Raw genomic sequence first — 17,675 nt, forward strand, 5'->3', positions numbered from 1 at the left:
CGGCGCTCGGACTATTCCGAAAGCGCACGCTGAGCTTCCTGCTGCGCCCGAATGGTTCGCGGATCGACAGCGATCCAAGATTCAGAGATCTTCCCGTCGGTGACCCGATACGCGTTTATGCCCCAGGATTCGAAAGGCTTGTGGGTCGGCTTCAGATTGAAGAATTGGCCCGTGTGAACGCCGGTTTCATGCCAGCAAGCAACGACCCAATCGCCCTCCGCGACCAATGATTCGAGGTCGATGCGAAAATCGGAGTAGGCTTGGTGAATGTTTGCCGCTGCTGCAACGAAGCCGGCGGGGCCATTGCGCCCATTGGAATGGTCGACGTGGGACTCCGCCACGAGATCGAAAAAGTCTGCGGGACTGTTACGCCCGATGGCGTCGTACAAGCGCTTGATGACGTCCTTGTTGAGCGTGATTGATCCGATCTCCGCCATCTGTCTTCTCCGAGCCTGATTCTTCGTTATAGATTTGCTACGATGCAAACCATATTGAATATAGCAAACTATATCGGATACGCTAGAGCAATGTCAAAAGAAAATGCCCGTACCTATCGCTCACCGTCGCGCGCGAAGCAGGCATCCGAAACGCAGACGCGCATCCTTGATGCAGCGATGGCGCTGTTCCAGACGAAGGGATTCGATGGGACTACGATCGACGCTATCGCCGCCGAGGCTGGGGTAGCTGCGCCGACGGTCTACGCCGCGTTCAAGTCGAAGCGCGGTATCTTCATGGCGCTGCTCGACAGCGCGCGGTTCGGCCAACGATATCAGACCCTGGTGTCCGAGGCCCAGGCGACGACAGACCCGCGCGCGCGGCTGCGCCTGTCCGCGCAGATTGCGCGGCAAATCTATGAATCAGAGACAGCGACGATGGATCTGCTGCTTGGCGCGTCCGCAGTGTCCCCAGAACTCGCGAAATTGGTCGGAGAGCGTGAAGAGCGGCGACGTCACTCGCAGCTCCCCCTCATCGAGGAACTACATGGTCTCGGTGCCCTAAGGCGGGGACTCGACATCCGCAGCGCTGCGGATCTGATGTGGACGTTGACGAGCCGTGAGATCTACCGATTGCTGGTGAGCGAGTGCAGCTGGTTGCCGTCGGCCTATGAAGATTGGCTACAAGCTACCCTTCGCCGCGAACTGTGCAGCGAGACGGACACGAAGACGAACTAGCCCCCGACGCATTTGGCGGCCGACCAGCGGCGTGCCCCGACCTGAAACTGGAAGTGTGTTCGCCGTTCAACAGTCGTGGTTCGCTGTTTCGAGCCAGCTGCTAAAGCCGGCGAGCAGCGCGTCGAGCGACTTCAGATTTTCGACGCCAATGAGGCGATCTTCCTCATCGAAGAGGTCGCCTGCGGTTCGAATGAAGGCCTGTGGCGAGGGCATTACGAACGCCCCGCACGCGGCGAGCGTGTGCCGCAACTCCGCCTGGGCGTAGAGCGTCCCCCAACCGCCGACCGTGGCGCCGGTGATGGTGACCGGCTTCGAACGCAGCACCGAAGGGTTGGCGCGGGAAATCCAGTCGATCGCGTTCTTCATCACCTCCGGGATCGATTGATTATATTCGGGTGTCGCGAACAGGAGCCCGTCGGCAGCGGCGATGAAGTCGAGCAGCTCCTGGGCACCTTGTGGACCCCCCGGTCTCCAAGTCTGCGTTGAAGGGGCACGTCCTTGAGGCTGCGCGCAAACCGCCTTTGGTCGCTCGCTCCATCACGATAAGATTGTTCGGGCCAGGCGTGATCGCGGCGACCAGCAGCAACCCGCTCACCGGAACATAGGTGGCTAGGTTCACAAATATCGGGGCCATTCGTGCGCGCTCGAGCTATGCCACGCCAGCAAGCCAGCCACCAATAACACCGGCAACGATCCTGCTGCCCCGTTCGCTCAGATGCACGCCATCGCTCATCACCACGTAGCCGTTTTCAGCGGCGATTTCATCGAACGATTTGCGGCGCCAAAATCGCTGAACTGCTGATCTGAAAAGCATGCTGACGCGGAAACGAAACGGTGCAGCTGCGTCCCTACGTTGCTGCGCGATTTCGCGCCACAGGGCTTCGCTTATCGGCAGATAGGCTACGCCGTTCATTTCGGCCAGCTCACGGATGGCTGCATTGCAGACATCCAGACGGCCGTTCAACGTGTCTCCCGGCAACTCTCCGAGCGGCGCGAGGGAAGCAATCGCAATCGCAGCGGTTGATTTCACCCGAAGCTCGACGATCACCTTCTGGATGTGTTCGGATAGCGTCTTGGCGACGGCATCGGTGTTCGAGCGAAGGACGTCATTGCAACCAATCAGGAGCGTTATCGCGTTTGGGCTGCACGCCGCGATGTCATCGACACGTTTCACCAAGTCCAGGGACGTCGCGCCATTCTGGCCGGCATTCACGAACACCGTCTCCGGAAACCGTTCCTGAAGGAGGGCTAGGTAGTCGCCGCTCAAGCTGGCGTGGGTGAGGCTATCGCCGGCGCACACGACCACGCGCCTCGTCAGTGCCGGGGGGCGCTGCCGATTGGCTCGCAACCCGTTCCTGGGAGGTTTGACGAATGCGGCAAATACCAGAGAGACGAAGGCGAGGAATGCGATGACCGCGAGCGCTCCGCCGATCGCAGCGGTCACCAGAGCTGCCGCGTGACTCATGCGAGCCTCCGATACCAGGCGGCGAGGGCTTCGCCGATCTCGCGTGGAGAATCCTCCTGCGGATAGTGGAGACCGCGCACGGTCACTGAGGTTTGGTTCGGCCAGCTTTTGTAGAGCGCGCGCAATCGCGGCGCAGCCGTTCCGGGCTCGGACTCGATAAAGAGCTTGGGGATCGGGCTTGACGATAACCACCGGGAAATTTCCTCCACGACGGCCACGACATCCGCCGGGTCTCCGTCGATCGGCAGCTGTCGTGGCCACGTCAACGTCGGGCGACGGGCTTCGCCGCGTTCTAGGAAGGGCCGTCGATACTCCGCCATTTCAGCATCGGTCAGTGGGCGCAGAGTCATGCGCGGTAAGTTCTGCTCGATGAACCGGTTTTCATCGAGAGCGAGTTGCTCTCCTTCCGGAGACCGAAGCGCCTTGAACAGGGCTTGAGCCTGCTCGGGAAAATCCGTCCAGTGCCATGGGGCGGCGATGGGCTCCATAAAGGCGATTCCACGAACGGCATCTGGATGTCGCCGCGCCCAATCGAAGCCTAGTGCCGAACCCCAATCATGCAGGACGAGGGTCAAAGGGCCTTCGATTCCGATCGATTCGAGAAATCGATCAAGGTACTTGCTGTGCTCGGCGAACGTATAGGAGTCGGGGCCAGAATCCGGGAGCTTCTCGGAGTCGCCCATCCCGATGAGATCCGGCGCGATGCAGTGGGCCGAACCCTCCAGATAGGGGATGATATTGCGCCAAAGGTAGGAAGAGGTGGGATTGCCATGAAGAAAGACGACGGCGTCGCCGGCGCCCTTCTCCACGTAGGCCATTCTTAGGCCAAGAACTTCCACGGTGCGCTTGTAGGCAAATTCCGACACGGTACGGCCTCCTTACGATTTGAATTAGATATAGTAAACTATAACCAATCTCGCAAGTAGGCGCCGGGGCGGCGATCCAGCCGTGGCCCGGCTCCATGACGCAGCTGCGATCGATCAGGAATTTGCGCTTGCACTTCTTGAACGGAATGAACGCCGCAGACGATCGCTTGAGGAGCTAGTGGCCCGCATAGCAGGCGAGCGCGTGCCGACGGCCGCTCAACGCGATGTCGTAGACCTTGTATTCGCCCTTACCAGTTGCGTGATGTTTCGGATGGCCGCCGGGACTCGGACCGTCGACGCTGTCAGCGCCATCATCAGAGACGACGCCAGAGCCGCCATCGCCAGGATCAAGCCCACGATTTCCGACCCAATTTGATCGCGACCTCGTCGCCAAAGTTATTCAGTTCACAAACCGACCACGTTTCGCAAAGCGGTGGTGAAGCGCTATGCATTTGGGGAGCGGGGGCTCCTTCTTGTCTCACGTTCTGCATTTTGCGCGATAGTCTGTGTCAGGTCGACTAGTCGTCGAAGTGCGGGAGTCGTCTGCGTCCACACCGCGCTCGTTAGAACGGTGATTTCTCCAGCAACCGGTCGGAATACAACACCGGCTAGGTCTGACCGAACAGAAGAGCTAGTGACCAGCGTGATCCCGTACCTCATAGCTATGAGGTCGAATACGCTCGCTTGAGAAACATCATGGACATCCACTCGCGGTAGTGAGCCTTGCCGGCCCAGCTTCTTCGCTAAGTAGTCATGAAGCTTCAGACCAGATCGACTGACCAAAAATGTTTCATTGTGGAAGTCGCCCCAAGATAAGCTGTCCTTGAGCGCGAGTTTGTGCTCGCAGGGTAGCGCCGCGAAGACGGTCTCATTCCACAAAAGCTTTTCGTTGTAGCCTTCCAGGTTGATGTTCCCTGTAACGAAAGCGACGTCAAGCTCACCCATTGCGAGCCCGTGCAAGAGCTCGAGTGATGTTCCTTCCTTAAGGAGGACGCGCACCAAGGGCTGCTGCTCTCTAAACGTCCGGAAGGCGTCGTGGAGCAGACCGCTAATCGGTGATACCAGAATGCCGATGCGGAGTTCGCCCAGTTCGCCGTGATAGACTGCGGCGCCGAGGCGAACCGCTCGATCAAGATGCTGTGCTCCCGCAATCGCGTCCTTAAGGAAGCCGGTGCCTGCAACAGTCAATTTCACTCCACGTCGATCGCGAACGAAAAGCTGAAATCCCAATCGACGCTCCAGCAATTGCACGCGTCGCGTCACCGTGGACTGGGACAAGTCGAGTATTTGCGCAGCGCGACGAATGCTGCCTTGCTCTGCAGCCGACAGTGCGCAGCGGAGATATCTTAGATCAAACACAAGATCGATCACTGTTGCCGGTTCCAATCCCCCGCTCCGATGGCATAGGGCATCCTATTTGATACATTAAACTATATTGAATATAAGTGCGCTATGTCAAAGGGAAGAGGCGCGGTCCCACCGCTCATCGTCACGAGAGCAGCAGGCCACCGAGACGCAGAGCCGAATCCATGCCTCCCTTCCTCTTCAGAGAAAGGATTCGACGGCGCGGCAACCGAGGCCGTCGCGTGGAATCCGGGCGTGGCCGGACCCACGATCTATGCCCGGTTCAAGTCCAAACGTGGCATATTCCTGGCGCTTCTCGATAACGCACAGACCTCGTGTGGATGTTGACGAGCAGAGAGATCCACAGGCTCTTGGTGGTCGAGCGCCGGTGGACGCTGGCCGCTTACGAGTCGTGGCTCGCCGCCGCTTTGCGTTTGGAAATTTGCGAGGGCCTAGCCCGGCTATAAGCCGTGCCGGAAGATCGTAATGCCGCTAATCCGAGGTCCTTCTAGGGGTGCTGTATTGACGCCTATATTTGGCGAAACCTCGATCGGTTGCTATAAATCGCTCCAGCATAGGGACGATCAGTCGGCCTGACTCTATCACGGCTGTCCCGCTTTCCTCAGCCAGCGCCTCGCCGTATGCGACAAGATCTCGGTGTAAATTAGCGGGGAGTTCCACCGAGATTTTGACGGGCTTGTCATCGACAATAGCGCTGAGCTTGAGCTTGGTCACGTCATGCTCCGTAGGGTTCGAGGATCAGGTCGCGCGTGACGATCACGCGCACGGGGAAGCCCGGGCGGATCGTCAGCGTGGGGGCGATGTTGAGTTGGCGGCGGATGATCTGTTGGCCGGCATCGTTGATGGTGTCCTGACCGCCATTGCGGATCGCCTGGATGAGCCGGTCGTCATCATTGGTGGCAAGCTCTGCGCCGACGCTGAGCAGCGTCGAGAGGCCGGCCGCTTTGGCGAGATCCCACCAATGATAATCGATGCCGTCCTGCAGGCCGGCATAGCCTTCGGGGTCGGCGCCCGGCTGCCGTTCCAGGACGATGCTCCGCCCATTCGGGAAGATCAGGCGGTTCCAGACCAGCAGCACGCGGCTTTGACCGAACTGGACGTTGTTGTCGTACTGGCCGACGACACGCGTACCTTGGGGGATGAGGAGGATGCGGCCGGTTGGGCTGTCGTAGATGTTCTCCGTGACCTGGGCGGTGATCTGGCCAGGCAGGTCCGAGCGGATGCCGGTGATCAGCGCCGCCGAGATCACCGCGCCCGCCTGGAGAATGTTCGGCGATGCCGGCGCTGCGACGCGATCCGCCGCGACCGTCCGCCGGTCGACCGGAGCGTTGAGGAAGGCCTGTTGCCGCTCCTGCGCCGAGGGCGTTGCCGGCGGCGGCGCGAGCCCAAGGCTCGTGAGGTCGGGCTGCGCCAGGGTCGGCGTGGTCGTCGCGGCCGGCGCGGCGTTGCGCGCTTCCGATGCTGCAAACAACCGGCTGGTGCGTGCCGTCTCGATCTCCTGAAGGCGGCGTTGTTCCTCGGCGCTGAGGCCCGGCTGCGGCTGGGCCACGCCGGGCGCCGGCACCGGCTGGCCGCGGTTCTGGGCGCTGACGATCGGCCGACCTAGGTCGCCAGGCAGCGGCGGACCAAGCTGGGGCACGCCGGTATAGTCCCGTGGTAGACCCTGAAGACCGTCCGCCGTCGACCGATTGTCGGTCGAATAGAGTTCCTCGGGTGGCCGACCACCATTGCGGGTCTGGAGCGCATAGACGAGCGCGCCGCCAAGACCGAGGCTCGCGACCAGGCCGAGTCCGGCCAGCACCTTGCGCGACAGCCGCGTGACGCGCGGCGCGTCTGCGCGCAGCCGCATCGGCGCCGCCGCCTCCGGCGCCGAGCCCGTGAGCGGCGCGCCGGATTCCCCTTCCTCGTTCCGGTCTTCGCTCACGACGCGGGCCTCCCGTCGGTGCGGGTGATCCGGACGCGCTTCTGGTTGCCGCCCGAGCCGAAGCGGAGCTCGGCTGCCGCAAAGAGCCGGTCGACGATCATGTAGTTGTTTCGCACCCGGTAATTCACGAGTTCGGAGGTGTTGCCCTCGGCGCCGACGACGAATAGCGGCGGCATCTCGCCTTGGCCGATGCCTCTCGGAAACTCGATGAAGACCTGCCGGCCGTCGTCATAGGCGCGCAAAGGCCGCCACGCCGCCCGGTCGCCCGTCACCTCGTAGCGGAAGTTGATGCGCGAAAGATCGACGCCCGTCGCCACCGGCTGGGTCGCTTGCGCCTCGGCGTTATGGCGGCGGAGCGCGATGAGCTGGTCCTGCGGATACTGCCAGGACACCGAGGCCATATAGGTGCGCTCGGTCGAGCGCAGCTCCATGTGGTAGGTGCGCAGATTGGTGTTGATGACGAGATTGGTCATCATGTCGGCGCGCGTCGGCTTCACCAGAATGTGGACTTGGCTAGCGGCGCCGGAACCGCTCTGCGTGTCGCCAACAATCCAGCGTACCGTGTCGCCGGCAGCCACCGGCCCGGAGCCGACGAGCTGCTCGCCAGGCTGGAGCGCGATGTCGGTGATCTGCCCGACGGCTGTGTAGACCTGATAGAGCGCCCCATGCGTAAAGGGATAGACCTGCATCGAGTTGATGAAGCCGTCGCGCACCGGCTGAATGCGGGCGGCGGCATTGGCCTGGTTGACCCGCGCCGTGGGATCGATCGGCTCGGGCGTTCGCCGCGATTGCTCGACCGGCTTCATCTGTCCGGGCAGCGGAAGAGGTCTCGGCAACTCGACCACCTGAACCGGCGCAGGCGGATCGACGGTCTGTACCGCTGCCGGCGCGTCGTCGTAGCTGATCTCCGGCGGCTTCTGCGTTGTCGCGCAGCCGGCGAGCGCCGTGGCGGAAAGGAGGAAAACCGCGAATGTGTGAATGCGTAAAGCCGGCCCTCCCGCTTTACGGAAAATCGGCAGGTTCATTGCCCCAGCTCCCGTGACCAAGAAATTGCGTTGACATAGATCCCCAGCGGATTGGCGCGCAGCCGGTCGGCGTTGCGCGGAATCTGGACCACGATGGTGAGGATCGCCGTCCACCGGGTCGTTTCGGCGAGCTGGCCGTTCTCGTAGCGGCGCTCGCTCCAGGCGACACGGAAGCTGTCGGGAGACGCGCGGATCACGCTCGAGACGTCGACGGCGATCTGCTGGCGACCGACCTTGGTGAAGGGATCGTTGGCGCGGGCATAGTCGTTGAGCGCCGCCGCGCCGCGGTCGGTCGTGAAGTCGTAGGCGCGCAGCCAGTTCTGGCGGACGATGATGGCGTCAGCCGGGATCGAACGGACCTGCTCGATGAAGCGCGCGAGATGGAAGGCGATCTGCGGGTCGGTCGGCTGATAGTCGGCGGTCGCCGGTGCGATCGCCTGCGCCTGGCCGAGCCTGTCGGTCTGGACCACCCACGGCACCACGGTCCCGCGGGCGGACTGCCAGACGAGCGCCGCCGCGAACCCCGCCGACAGGAAAAGCGATCCGAACGCCATATAGCGCCAGTTGCGCGCCTGGACGCGGGCCGAGCCGATGCGGTCGTCCCAGACCTGGGCGGAGCGCTGATACGGCGTTTCGGGTTCGGGGGCTTTTCCGTAGTGCGTGGAGGGTCGTCGAAACATCAGCGGTCGCCTTCAGAGAGATTGATGGAGGAGCCGCCGCCATGGCTGTCGCCGCCGCGCACGGCATGGGCCGTGGTCGACACGGCGTGGCTCATTTGTTGAGAGCGCTTCATGCGGCGGGCCCAGGCGGGCGGCTGATCCCCGCCACCGGACGGGCTCGGGGCCGCGTCATTGGCCGCCTCGCCGACAGTGCCCATAGTAGAGGAACCGCCGGTCGCCTCGAACGCCGCGCGCGCGCCGCTGGCGAAACTGGAGCGCATGCTTTCGCCCGATCGCTCGGCGGCACGGCGCAGCGGTGACGTGGCGGCCGAGCCAGCGGCCCGGGCGACGCCGCCCAAGCCGCCGGCGACACCGGAGGCGCCCGTCTGCCCGGCGGCACCGAGGCTGTAGGCGGTCGATGCGCCGCCAGCGAGGGCCGCGCCACCACGCGCTGCGGCGGCCGCGCCGCCGGCCAGCGCCGCTCCGCCCGAGGCGACGGCGCCGACCGTGGCGGCGCCGGCAGCGACCATGCCGCCTGCCGCAAGGCCGGTGCCGACGGCGGCACCCGCGCCAAGCTGCGGACCGCCGGAGACGAGGCCGTTGGCGATGCCCGGACCGAAGATGCCGAGGCCAAGCAGCGTCAGCGCCGCGAGCACGATAGCCATGGCCTCGTCGATCGTCGGCGTCCGCCCGCCGAAGCCGGCGGTGAATTCGGAGAACAGGCTCGATCCGATACCGATGATGACGCCGAGCACCAGGACCTTGATGCCGGAGGAAATGACATTTCCGAGCACGCGCTCGGCCATGAAGGCGCTCTTGCCGAAGAGGCCGAACGGGATCAGCACGAAGCCCGCGAGCGTCGTCAGCTTGAACTCGATCAGCGTCACGAAAAGCTGGATCGCCAGAATGAAGAAGGCTAGCAGCACGAGCGCCCAGGCGAGCAGCATCACCGCGATCTGAATGAAGTTCTCGAAGAAACTCCAGTAACCCATCAGATCGGATATGGAATCGAGCAGCGGGCGTCCGGCGTCGAGACCCGTCTGCGCGACACGGCCCGGTCGCATCATGTCGGCGACGGTGAAGCCGGTGCCCGACGCCTTCAGCCCGAGCCCCGCGAAGCTCTCGAAGATGATGCGCGCGAGGTTGTTCCAGTTGCCGATCAAGTAGGCGAACACGCCGACGAACAGGGTCTTCTTGACCAGGCGCGCCATGATGTCGTCATCGGCGCCCCAGCTCCAAAACAGCGAGGCGAGCGTCACGTCGATCACGATCAGGGTGGTGGCGATGAAGGCCACTTCGCCGCTGAGAAGGCCGAAGCCGCTATCGATGTAGCGGGTGAAGACCTCCAGGAAATGGTCGATGACGCCCGTGCCGCCCATGGTTCAACGTGCCTCGTTCGCGTGAGAGTCTGTCGTCGGCGCGGGGCCGGTGATCATCGGATCGCGCGCGGCTGGCGGGTTCTGCGGCTGGTCCTGCAGCCCTGGCGCCTGCGGCGCGGGCTGCGCTCCAAGGCCTGCGAAGGCTTCAGGAAGTGGTCGCGATTGTCCGCCCAGGCCTGAAGGCAGGCGGGTTCGCGGGTGCCGGCTTCTCCGAGCTGCTGGCAGCGCCGCAGCTCGGTCTTGAGCGGATCGGCGCTCGTCTCGGTCGCTGCTGCGACGCTGCGATAGAGCGGCGGTTCGTCCTTGCGAGAGAGTCCGATGGCCGTCGCCGTGATCGCAAAGGTGACGAAGCCGATGGCGCCGATCCGCGCGAGAATCTTTCCGTCCATCGCCGCGCCCTCAGTTGCTGCCCGGGAACATCTGCGCGTTGCCCGGCTGGTAGCCGACGCCCGGCGTCAGGAAGCGCCGGCGCTGCTCGCGGCCCTGTTCGGCGGCGGCGGACCGCTCCGCCTCGGCGAGCGCTTGCGCCCGGCCGTTGGCAGAGACGACGGCGGTGAGATCGGCGAGCTGCTGAGCCTGCAAGGCCAGGAGCTGGTTGCCGGCCTGCGTCGCCTGCAGCGCGCCGGTCGCGCCCTGGCTTTGGCCGACGAGCGCCGACATCTGCGTGCGGTTGGTGTCGATGTTGCCGACGACGCCGGCCTGGACGCGCATGGCGTCCTGCAGGCCGGTGACGGTGTTGTTCCAGCGCTCCTTGGCCTGGGCGACGAGCTGCTGGTCGGAGGCGGACATCGAGGCGCTGCCAGCGCCATAGTTCGCGCGGAACGCCTGATCGATGTTCTGGACGTTATAGGCGATGCCCTGGGCCTGCTGGAGGAGCTGCTGGGTCCGCTGGACCGACTGCTGAAGCTGCTGGAGCGAGGAATACGGCAGGCTCGCGAGGTTGCGCGCCTGATTGATCAGGGACTGCGCTTGGTTCTGCAGCGAGGTGATCTGGTTGTTGATCTGCTGTAGCGCCCGAGCGGCCTGCAAGACGTTCTGGGCGTAATTGGTGGGATCGTAGACGATCCATTGGGCCGAGGCCGGGTCGATCATCATCGGCGACACCGACAACGGTGCGGCAAGGATGGCGGCGGCGAGGGCCGCGCGGGGGACACGCAGTTTCATGGCTGACTCTCCAGGTTGGTGAGGTTGGGGATGAGATCCGCGGCCCAATAGATGCCGCGATGGCGCAGCCAGGCGGCGAGGAAGCCCTCGCGTCCGTGCTCGGAGACGATGCGGTCGATGGCCGCCTGGTCGGTCTTGGAGGAGGCGGCGCAGAGCGCCAGCGCGACGTCCGACAGGCCGAGCTCGAAGAGCCGGTTGCCCCGACGCGACTGGCAGTAATAGTCGCGCTTCGGCATGGCGCGCGCGAGGATTTCGATCTGGCGGTCGTTCAGGCCGAAGCGTCGGTAGATCGTCGTAATCTGGGGCTCGATCGCCCGCTCGTTGGGCAACAGCAGCCGCGTCTGGCAGCTTTCGATGATGGCCGGCGCGATAGCCGAGCCGTCGATGTCGGAGAGCGACTGCGTGGCGAAGACAACGCTGGCGTTCTTCTTGCGCAGCGTCTTCAGCCATTCGCGGAGCTGACCGGCAAAACCCTCGTCGTCGAGGGCGAGCCAGCCTTCGTCGACGATGATCAGCGTCGGCTCACCGTTCAGCCGGTCCTCGATGCGATGGAAGAGATAGGCCAGCACCGCAGGCGCCGCGGCCGTCCCGATCAGCCCCTCCGTTTCGAAGACTTGGACGGTTGCGACGCCGAGATTCTCGCTCTCGGCATCGAGCAATCGGCCATAGGGGCCGCCGACGCAGTAAGGCCGCAGCGCCTGCTTCAGGTCGTTCGACTGCAGCAGCACCGCTAGGCCCGTCAGGGTGCGCTCGCCGATCGGCGCGCTCGCCAGCGACGACAGCGCCGTCCAGATCAGCTCCTTGACCTCGGGCGTGACCTGAATGCTTTCGCGCATCAGGATCGCGACGATCCAGTCGGCGGCCCAGGCACGCTCGGCCGCCTCGTCAATTCGCGCCAGCGGCTGCAGCGCGACGCTGTCGGCCGAGCCCTCGGTCAGGCCGCCGCCGAGATCGTGCCAGTCGCCGCCCATGGCGATGGCGGCGGCGCGGATCGAGCCGCCGAAGTCGAAGGCAAAGACCTGGGCTTGGGCGTAGCGGCGGAACTGTAGCGCCATCAGCGCCAGCAGCACCGACTTGCCGGCGCCGGTCGGACCGACCACCAGCGTGTGGCCGACGTCGCCGACATGGATGGAGAACCGGAACGGGGTGGACCCTTCGGTCTTGCCGTACAGCAAGGGGGGCGCACCAAAGTGCTCATCCCGTTCCGGCCCCGCCCACACGGCGCTTAGGGGGATCATGTGGGCGAGATTGAGCGTCGAGATCGGCGGCTGACGCACATTGGCGTAGACGTGGCCGGGCAGCGAACCGAGCCAAGCGTCAGCCGCGTTGATTGTTTCGGGCATCGCGGTGAAGTCGCGGCCCTGGATCACCTTCTCAACGAGGCGGAGCTTCTCCGCCGCGACGCGGGGATCGTTATCCCAGACTGCGATCGTCGCTGTGACGTAAGCCTGTCCGGCATAGTCGGCGCCTAGTTCCTGCAGCGCGAGGTCGGCGTCGGCCGCCTTGTTGGCGGCGTCGGTGTCGACCAGAGCGCTCGCCTCGTTGGTCATCACCTCCTTGAGGATCGCGGCGATCGACTTGCGCTTGGAGAACCACTGCCGCCGGATCTTGGTGAGCAGCTTGGTGGCGTCGGTCTTGTCGAGCAGAATCGCGCGCGTCGCCCAACGATACGGAAAGGCGAGCCCGTTCAGATCGTCGAGGATGCCGGGCGTCGTCGCTGTCGGAAAACCGACGACAGTCAGGATGCGCAAGTGAGCATCGGCAAGTTGCGGTTCGAGGCCGCCCGTAAGCGGCTGATCGGCGACCAGCGCGTCGAGATACATCGGCGTTTCGGGAACGCGCACGCGATAGCGCTTCGTCGAGACTGTCGAGTGCAGATAGGTCAGCGTCTCGGCGTCATCCAGCCACCCGCACTCCGGCATGAAGGCTTCGACGAGTTGCAGGATGCGGTCGGTGCGATCGACGAAGCTGCGCAGCGCCTCCCAGGCGTCGACGCCGCGTTCGGCCTTGCCCTCGTAGAGCCAGCTTTCGGCGCGCGCGGCGTCCTCGGCAGGAGGCAGGAAGGCAAAGGTCAGGAAGTAACTCGACTCGTAGTGCGCGGCGTCTTCCTCGAAGTCGGCCTTGCGCTCGGCATCGACCATCGCCGAGGCGGGATCGGGAAACCGGCTCGCCGGATACGCGCCGACCGGGTGGCGCTGCGCTTCGACGAAGATCGCCCAGCCGCTACCGAGGCGGCGGAAGGCGCTGTTGAGGCGGCCGGCGACGGCGATCAGCTCGGCCTGCACAGCGGAATCGAGATCGGGGCCTCGGAAGCGAGCGCTGCGCTGGAGGCTGCCGTCCTTGTTGAGAACGACGCCGGGCGCGACCAACGCCGCCCAGGGCAGGAAATCCGCGAGCCGGGTTGAGGTCCGGCGGTATTCGGCGAGGTTCATCATGGGCGCGCCTCAGACGTTCAGGTGACCGGGAATGCGAAGGTGCCGGCGCCCGACGTCGACGAATTGCGGGTCGCGCTTGGCCGCCCAGACGGCGGCGAAGTGACCGATTGCCCAGAGACCGAGGCCGACCAGCCAAAGACGAAGGCCGAGACCGAGAGCGGCAGCGAGCGTACCGTTGAGGATGGCGATGCTCCTCGGCGCGCCGCCGAGCAGGATGTGCTCGGTGAGCGCGCGGTGGACCGGGACGCTGTAGCCGGGGACATCGCCGCCGCTCTCGACCAGGCCCGCCATCAGACGAGCGCCCCGCCGCCGAACGAGAAGAAGGACAGGAAGAAGCTCGAAGCCGCGAAGGCGATCGAGAGTCCGAAGACGATCTGGATGAGCCGGCGGAAACCGCCCGATGTGTCGCCGAAGGCCAGCGTCAGGCCTGTGACGATGATGATGATCACCGCGATGATCTTGGCGACCGGGCCTTCGATCGACTGAAGGATCTGATTGAGCGGCTGCTCCCACGGCATCGAAGAGCCGGAGGCGTGGGCGGCCGGAGCCAGCATCAAGCTAACCATCAGGACGGATGCGGTAGTCGCGATGTGGCGACGGAAATGCAGGGCACGACGGACCATGCGGGGTCTCCTTCAGAGGGCTGGGTGGCGGGGCGGACGCGGTAATCGCCGTCGGGGTTGAGACCCTCGACGCGGCCGAGCTCGGCCAGGCGTCGGGTGGAGCCGCGGCCCGAGAGCACGGCGACGAGATCGATCGTCTCGGCGATCAGCGCGCGCGGGACGGTGACGACGGCTTCCTGGATGAGCTGCTCAAGGCGGCGCAGCGCACCGAGCGCCGTGCCAGCGTGGATCGTGCCGATCCCGCCGGGATGGCCGGTGCCCCAGGCCTTGAGGAGATCGAGCGCCTCGGCGCCGCGCACCTCGCCGATCGGAATGCGATCGGGGCGCAGGCGGAGCGAGGACCGGACGAGATCGGAGAGCGTGGCGACCCCGTCCTTGGTCCGCATGGCGACCAGGTTCGGCGCGGCGCATTGCAGTTCGCGGGTGTCCTCGATCAGCACGACGCGGTCGGAGGTCTTCGAAACCTCGGCGAGCAGCGCATTGGTCAGCGTCGTCTTGCCGGTGCTCGTGCCGCCTGCGACCAGGATGTTGCGCCGATCGACGACGGCCTGGCGCAGCACCTCGGCTTGCTCGGCCGTCATGGTGCCGGTCGCGACGTAGTCCTGCAGCGTGAAGACGGCGACGGCCGGTTTCCGGATCGCGAAAGCCGGCGCCGCCACCACCGGCGGCAGCAGGCCTTCGAACCGCTCGCCCGTTTCCGGCAGCTCGGCCGAGACGCGAGGATTGCCGGCGTGAACTTCGGCGCCGACATGGTGCGCGACCACGCGCACGATGCGCTCGCCATCGGCGGCCGAGAGCCGTTCGCCCGTGTCGGACAACCCCTCCGAGAGCCGGTCGATCCAGAGACGGCCGTCGGGGTTGAGCATCACCTCGACAACGCTGGCGTCTCCGAGGAAACCGGCGATTGCAGGGCCGAGTGCGGTCCGCAGCATGCGCGCCCCGCGAAGTATCGCCTCAGATTTCTCGGAAGAAGCAGCCACGTCGTCCCCGTTCTTTGTGGGACCGCGTCGGGCCGTCCCTGGATCGGGGATGATTAAAGGAGCCGGAAATCGGCCCTCGGCAACAGCTTGTTTTGCTTGTCGTACTGTGGCGTACAAAGACAGGCGTTCGGCGGAATCGACGAATACTTGAGTTGTCGCAATCGGTGCTTATTGCGCGTCGCCCACGGCCTCGATGTCTTCGGAAATCTCCTGGCGCAGCTTCGGCCCCTTGGCGAGCCGGCGGCCGAGCGCGGCGACGAAGGCGTCGTAGCGCTCGCCAGCCTGGGCCCGGGCCGCGGCCTGCGCCGGCTCGGGCAGCGGCGGATTGGTGGTCAGCCAGAAGCGCACGAAGACGGCGAGCATCTCGACCGAGATCCCGAGGTCTCGCTCGATGCGCGTCATGCGCCGGTCGAGCTGGTCGAGGCGTTTGGTTGTCGCCGCCTCCTGCCGTTCGGCCGCGTCCGGCGACAGAAAGGACGCGATCGCGGCCTCGGCGACCAGTGAGCGCGATTGGTCGCGGCGGGCGGCATGGGCCGCGAGCGCCTTCATCACGTCGGGTTCGAGGTAGACGGACAGGCGCTGTTTCTTCGACGGATTGGCCATGAAAGTCTCACAGCTCCATGCCGTCGTTCGGGTCGAGCGAGACCTGACGAGCGACGCCCTGCATCACCTGGTTGGCGCGACTGATCTGCGCGGTGTCCTCATCGGCGTCGTCATCGAGCCCGACCTCGAACTCGTTCTCGATCGGAGCCTTCTTCTCGACCAGCGCGGCGCGGTTCAGCTCGGGCTGATGGCGACGTTCGGAGCCGGTCGGATCTTCGTCGCCGCCCTCGGGCGCGTTGACGCCGCCGGTCAGCGCGGCGGCTGGGCGGGCCGGAACCGGCAACCGGCTCCAGTCGTCCGTGGCCGGCGTGGTCGACTTGGCGATTGTCGGGGGCGCGACGATCCGTTCCTTGAACCGCCGGTCCTCGAAATAGCGCGCCTTCTTCGCCCGGATCGGCGGGGTGCCGGCGACCATGACGATCTCGTCTGCGGGCGGGAGCTGCATCACCTCGCCGGGCGTGAGCAGCGGCCTGGCCGTCTCCGAGCGCGACACCATCAGGTGACCCAGCCACGGGCTCAACCGATGGCCGGCATAGTTGCGCATGGCGCGCATCTCGGTGGCAGTGCCGAGCGCGTCGCTGACCCTCTTTGCGGTCCGTTCGTCGTTGGTCGCGAAGCTGACGCGGACGTGGCAGTTGTCGAGGATCGAGTTGTTCGGGCCATATGCCTTCTCGATCTGATTCAGCGACTGCGCGATCAGGAAGCTCTTCAGCCCGTATCCCGCCATGAAGGCCAATGCGGATTCAAAGAAGTCGAGCCGGCCGAGCGCGGGGAATTCGTCGAGCATGAGCAGCAGCCGATGCCGGTTGCCCTTGGCGTGCAGGTCCTCGGTCAGGCGTCGGCCGATCTGGTTCAGGATCAGCCGGATGAGCGGTTTTGTCCGGGCGATGTCGGACGGCGGCACGACGAGGTAGAGGCTGGTCGGATGCCGAGCCCCGACGATGTCGGCGATGCGCCAGTCGCAGCGGCGCGTCACCTCCGCCACAACGGGATCGCGGTAAAGTCCGAGGAACGACATGGCGGTCGAGAGCACGCCCGACCGCTCATTGTCGGATTTGTTGAGCAACTCACGGGCCGCCGACGCGATGACCGGGTGCGGCCCGGCCCCGCCGAGATGCGCGGTCTTCATCATCGCCGCCAAGGTCGACTCGATCGGGCGCTTCGGATCGGAGAGGAAGGCGGCGACGCCGGCGAGCGTCTTGTCCTCCTCGGCATAGAGGACGTGCAGAATCGCCCCGACCAGCAGCGCGTGGCTGGTCTTTTCCCAGTGGTTCCGCTTTTCGAGGCTGCCTTCCGGGTCGACCAGGATGTCGGCGATGTTCTGGACGTCGCGGACTTCCCATTCGCCGCGGCGTACCTCGAGCAGCGGGTTATAGGCTGCCGACTTCGCGTTTGTCGGGTCGAACAGCAGCACGCGGCCGTGGCGAGCGCGGAAGCCGGCGGTGAGCGTCCAGTTCTCGCCCTTGATGTCGTGGACGATGGCCGAGCCCGGCCAGGTCAGAAGCGATGGCACCACAAGGCCGACGCCCTTGCCCGATCTGGTCGGCGCGAAGCACAGCACATGCTCGGGGCCGTCATGGCGCAGATAGGCGTGATCGAACTTGCCGAGCACCACGCCATCCTCGCCGAGCAGGCCGGTGCCGCGCACCTCGTCGGCGCGGGCCCAACGGGCCGAGCCGAAGGTCTCGGCGTTCTTCGCCTCGCGCGCCCGCCAGACCGACATGCCGATCGCCACCGCGATCGAGATGAACCCTCCGGACGCGGCGATATAGGCGCCCTCGACGAAGATCGGCGGTGCATACGCATCATAAAAATACCACCACGGGAAGAAGGACCACGGATAGTAGACGGGCCAGTCGCCGAGCATGAACCAGGCGGGGCCGAGCTGCGGCTGGAAGCCAAGCTTCCAGGCCGTCCATTGCGTGGCGGCCCAGGTCGTCAGCAGGACGATCGCGAAGACAACGAGGATCTGGCCCCAGAGAATCTTGGTGGCGGACATGGCGGGGGTCCCTTCG

Annotated in this window: 19 protein-coding genes and 1 pseudogene; 2 read left to right on the top strand and 18 right to left on the bottom strand. The window is 65.1% G+C overall.

All coding sequences use genetic code 11. The annotated features are described in order from the left end of the window. Positions 1–11: 11 nt before the first annotated feature. Positions 12–437, bottom strand: a complete 426-nt coding sequence (locus tag NLM25_RS03930; RefSeq protein ID WP_254136106.1) for an ester cyclase — start codon at positions 435–437, stop codon at positions 12–14. Positions 438–527: 90 nt separating this feature from the next. Between NLM25_RS03930 and NLM25_RS03935 the strand changes: the two genes are divergently transcribed. Further along, positions 528–1,172 (top strand): TetR/AcrR family transcriptional regulator, encoded by a 645-nt coding sequence (locus NLM25_RS03935; RefSeq protein WP_254136107.1) that lies wholly within the window; start codon positions 528–530, stop codon positions 1,170–1,172. Between the two features lie 66 nt (positions 1,173–1,238). On the opposite strand, the pseudogene NLM25_RS03940 reads toward NLM25_RS03935, so the two are convergent. From NLM25_RS03940 to NLM25_RS03955, 4 genes and pseudogenes are all read right to left on the bottom strand, one after another. Then, positions 1,239–1,625: pseudogene (locus NLM25_RS03940) on the bottom strand (NADPH-dependent FMN reductase); the annotation flags it as partial. A gap of 196 nt (positions 1,626–1,821) precedes the next feature. Further along, a complete protein-coding gene (locus NLM25_RS03945; protein ID WP_254136108.1) occupies positions 1,822–2,637 on the bottom strand; it encodes an SGNH/GDSL hydrolase family protein in 816 nt (271 codons plus the stop codon). After that, the gene (locus NLM25_RS03950; protein ID WP_254136109.1) at positions 2,634–3,503 is read right to left on the bottom strand and encodes a haloalkane dehalogenase; all 870 of its coding nucleotides are present in this window, start codon (positions 3,501–3,503) and stop codon (positions 2,634–2,636) included. The genes NLM25_RS03945 and NLM25_RS03950 overlap by 4 nt, the downstream gene beginning before the upstream one ends. 444 nt (positions 3,504–3,947) lie before the next feature. Beyond that, positions 3,948–4,874, bottom strand: a complete 927-nt coding sequence (locus NLM25_RS03955; RefSeq protein WP_254136110.1) for a LysR family transcriptional regulator — start codon at positions 4,872–4,874, stop codon at positions 3,948–3,950. A gap of 81 nt (positions 4,875–4,955) precedes the next feature. Between NLM25_RS03955 and NLM25_RS44235 the strand changes: the two genes are divergently transcribed. Continuing rightward, a complete protein-coding gene (locus tag NLM25_RS44235) occupies positions 4,956–5,195 on the top strand; it encodes a helix-turn-helix domain-containing protein (protein WP_375167806.1) in 240 nt (79 codons plus the stop codon). 144 nt (positions 5,196–5,339) lie between these two features. Here NLM25_RS44235 and NLM25_RS03960 read toward each other — a convergent pair whose 3' ends face one another. From NLM25_RS03960 to NLM25_RS04020, 13 genes are all read right to left on the bottom strand, one after another. Then, the gene (locus tag NLM25_RS03960) at positions 5,340–5,582 is read right to left on the bottom strand and encodes a DUF2274 domain-containing protein (RefSeq protein WP_254136111.1); all 243 of its coding nucleotides are present in this window, start codon (positions 5,580–5,582) and stop codon (positions 5,340–5,342) included. A gap of 1 nt (position 5,583) precedes the next feature. Further along, positions 5,584–6,792 (bottom strand): TrbI/VirB10 family protein, encoded by a 1,209-nt coding sequence (locus NLM25_RS03965; RefSeq protein ID WP_254136112.1) that lies wholly within the window; start codon positions 6,790–6,792, stop codon positions 5,584–5,586. Next, a complete protein-coding gene (gene trbG, locus NLM25_RS03970) occupies positions 6,789–7,817 on the bottom strand; it encodes a P-type conjugative transfer protein TrbG (protein ID WP_254136113.1) in 1,029 nt (342 codons plus the stop codon). Before trbG ends, NLM25_RS03965 begins: the two co-directional genes overlap by 4 nt. Further along, positions 7,814–8,497, bottom strand: coding sequence for a conjugal transfer protein TrbF (trbF, locus tag NLM25_RS03975; protein WP_254136114.1), 684 nt, complete (start codon positions 8,495–8,497; stop codon positions 7,814–7,816). Before trbF ends, trbG begins: the two co-directional genes overlap by 4 nt. After that, positions 8,497–9,855: a P-type conjugative transfer protein TrbL gene (gene trbL, locus NLM25_RS03980; protein WP_254136115.1), complete on the bottom strand. Its 1,359-nt coding sequence runs from the start codon at positions 9,853–9,855 to the stop codon at positions 8,497–8,499. The genes trbF and trbL overlap by 1 nt, the downstream gene beginning before the upstream one ends. A 53-nt stretch (positions 9,856–9,908) precedes the next feature. Continuing rightward, the gene (gene trbK-alt, locus NLM25_RS03985; protein ID WP_254136116.1) at positions 9,909–10,244 is read right to left on the bottom strand and encodes a putative entry exclusion protein TrbK-alt; all 336 of its coding nucleotides are present in this window, start codon (positions 10,242–10,244) and stop codon (positions 9,909–9,911) included. Between the two features lie 10 nt (positions 10,245–10,254). Beyond that, entirely contained in the window at positions 10,255–11,019 is a 765-nt protein-coding gene (gene trbJ, locus NLM25_RS03990; RefSeq protein ID WP_254136117.1) for a P-type conjugative transfer protein TrbJ, read from the bottom strand. Further along, positions 11,016–13,454: a conjugal transfer protein TrbE gene (trbE, locus tag NLM25_RS03995; RefSeq protein WP_254136118.1), complete on the bottom strand. Its 2,439-nt coding sequence runs from the start codon at positions 13,452–13,454 to the stop codon at positions 11,016–11,018. The genes trbJ and trbE overlap by 4 nt, the downstream gene beginning before the upstream one ends. Positions 13,455–13,463: 9 nt before the next feature. Continuing rightward, the gene (locus NLM25_RS04000) at positions 13,464–13,745 is read right to left on the bottom strand and encodes a VirB3 family type IV secretion system protein (RefSeq protein ID WP_254136119.1); all 282 of its coding nucleotides are present in this window, start codon (positions 13,743–13,745) and stop codon (positions 13,464–13,466) included. After that, on the bottom strand, positions 13,745–14,077 hold the full coding sequence (locus NLM25_RS04005; protein ID WP_254136120.1) for a TrbC/VirB2 family protein: 333 nt from the start codon (positions 14,075–14,077) through the stop codon (positions 13,745–13,747). Before NLM25_RS04005 ends, NLM25_RS04000 begins: the two co-directional genes overlap by 1 nt. Beyond that, complete coding sequence (gene trbB / locus NLM25_RS04010; protein WP_254136121.1) at positions 14,020–15,057, bottom strand: P-type conjugative transfer ATPase TrbB; 1,038 nt, start codon at positions 15,055–15,057, stop codon at positions 14,020–14,022. Before trbB ends, NLM25_RS04005 begins: the two co-directional genes overlap by 58 nt. 168 nt (positions 15,058–15,225) lie before the next feature. Continuing rightward, on the bottom strand, positions 15,226–15,660 hold the full coding sequence (locus tag NLM25_RS04015; protein WP_254136122.1) for a ribbon-helix-helix protein, CopG family: 435 nt from the start codon (positions 15,658–15,660) through the stop codon (positions 15,226–15,228). A 7-nt stretch (positions 15,661–15,667) separates the two neighbouring features. Beyond that, entirely contained in the window at positions 15,668–17,659 is a 1,992-nt protein-coding gene (locus NLM25_RS04020) for a conjugal transfer protein TraG (RefSeq protein WP_254136123.1), read from the bottom strand. Positions 17,660–17,675 lie beyond the last annotated feature (16 nt).

It is taken from the genome of Bradyrhizobium sp. CCGB01 (genome assembly GCF_024199795.1).
Taxonomy (GTDB): domain Bacteria; phylum Pseudomonadota; class Alphaproteobacteria; order Rhizobiales; family Xanthobacteraceae; genus Bradyrhizobium.

What these genes read in the sequence shown, in the direction of transcription:
- NLM25_RS03935 (WP_254136107.1), top strand. Translation starts at nt 528, where the DNA reads ATGTCAAAAGAAAATGCCCGTACCTATCGCTCACCGTCGCGCGCGAAG.
- NLM25_RS04005 (WP_254136120.1), bottom strand. Translation starts at nt 14,077, where the DNA reads ATGGTCCGTCGTGCCCTGCATTTCCGTCGCCACATCGCGACTACCGCA.
- NLM25_RS04020 (WP_254136123.1), bottom strand. Translation starts at nt 17,659, where the DNA reads ATGTCCGCCACCAAGATTCTCTGGGGCCAGATCCTCGTTGTCTTCGCG.
- trbK-alt (WP_254136116.1), bottom strand. Translation starts at nt 10,244, where the DNA reads ATGGACGGAAAGATTCTCGCGCGGATCGGCGCCATCGGCTTCGTCACC.
- trbG (WP_254136113.1), bottom strand. Translation starts at nt 7,817, where the DNA reads ATGAACCTGCCGATTTTCCGTAAAGCGGGAGGGCCGGCTTTACGCATT.
- NLM25_RS03930 (WP_254136106.1), bottom strand. Translation starts at nt 437, where the DNA reads ATGGCGGAGATCGGATCAATCACGCTCAACAAGGACGTCATCAAGCGC.
- trbE (WP_254136118.1), bottom strand. Translation starts at nt 13,454, where the DNA reads ATGATGAACCTCGCCGAATACCGCCGGACCTCAACCCGGCTCGCGGAT.
- NLM25_RS03945 (WP_254136108.1), bottom strand. Translation starts at nt 2,637, where the DNA reads ATGAGTCACGCGGCAGCTCTGGTGACCGCTGCGATCGGCGGAGCGCTC.
- NLM25_RS44235 (WP_375167806.1), top strand. Translation starts at nt 4,956, where the DNA reads ATGTCAAAGGGAAGAGGCGCGGTCCCACCGCTCATCGTCACGAGAGCA.
- trbF (WP_254136114.1), bottom strand. Translation starts at nt 8,497, where the DNA reads ATGTTTCGACGACCCTCCACGCACTACGGAAAAGCCCCCGAACCCGAA.
- trbJ (WP_254136117.1), bottom strand. Translation starts at nt 11,019, where the DNA reads ATGAAACTGCGTGTCCCCCGCGCGGCCCTCGCCGCCGCCATCCTTGCC.
- NLM25_RS04015 (WP_254136122.1), bottom strand. Translation starts at nt 15,660, where the DNA reads ATGGCCAATCCGTCGAAGAAACAGCGCCTGTCCGTCTACCTCGAACCC.
- trbL (WP_254136115.1), bottom strand. Translation starts at nt 9,855, where the DNA reads ATGGGCGGCACGGGCGTCATCGACCATTTCCTGGAGGTCTTCACCCGC.
- NLM25_RS04000 (WP_254136119.1), bottom strand. Translation starts at nt 13,745, where the DNA reads ATGGCGGGCCTGGTCGAGAGCGGCGGCGATGTCCCCGGCTACAGCGTC.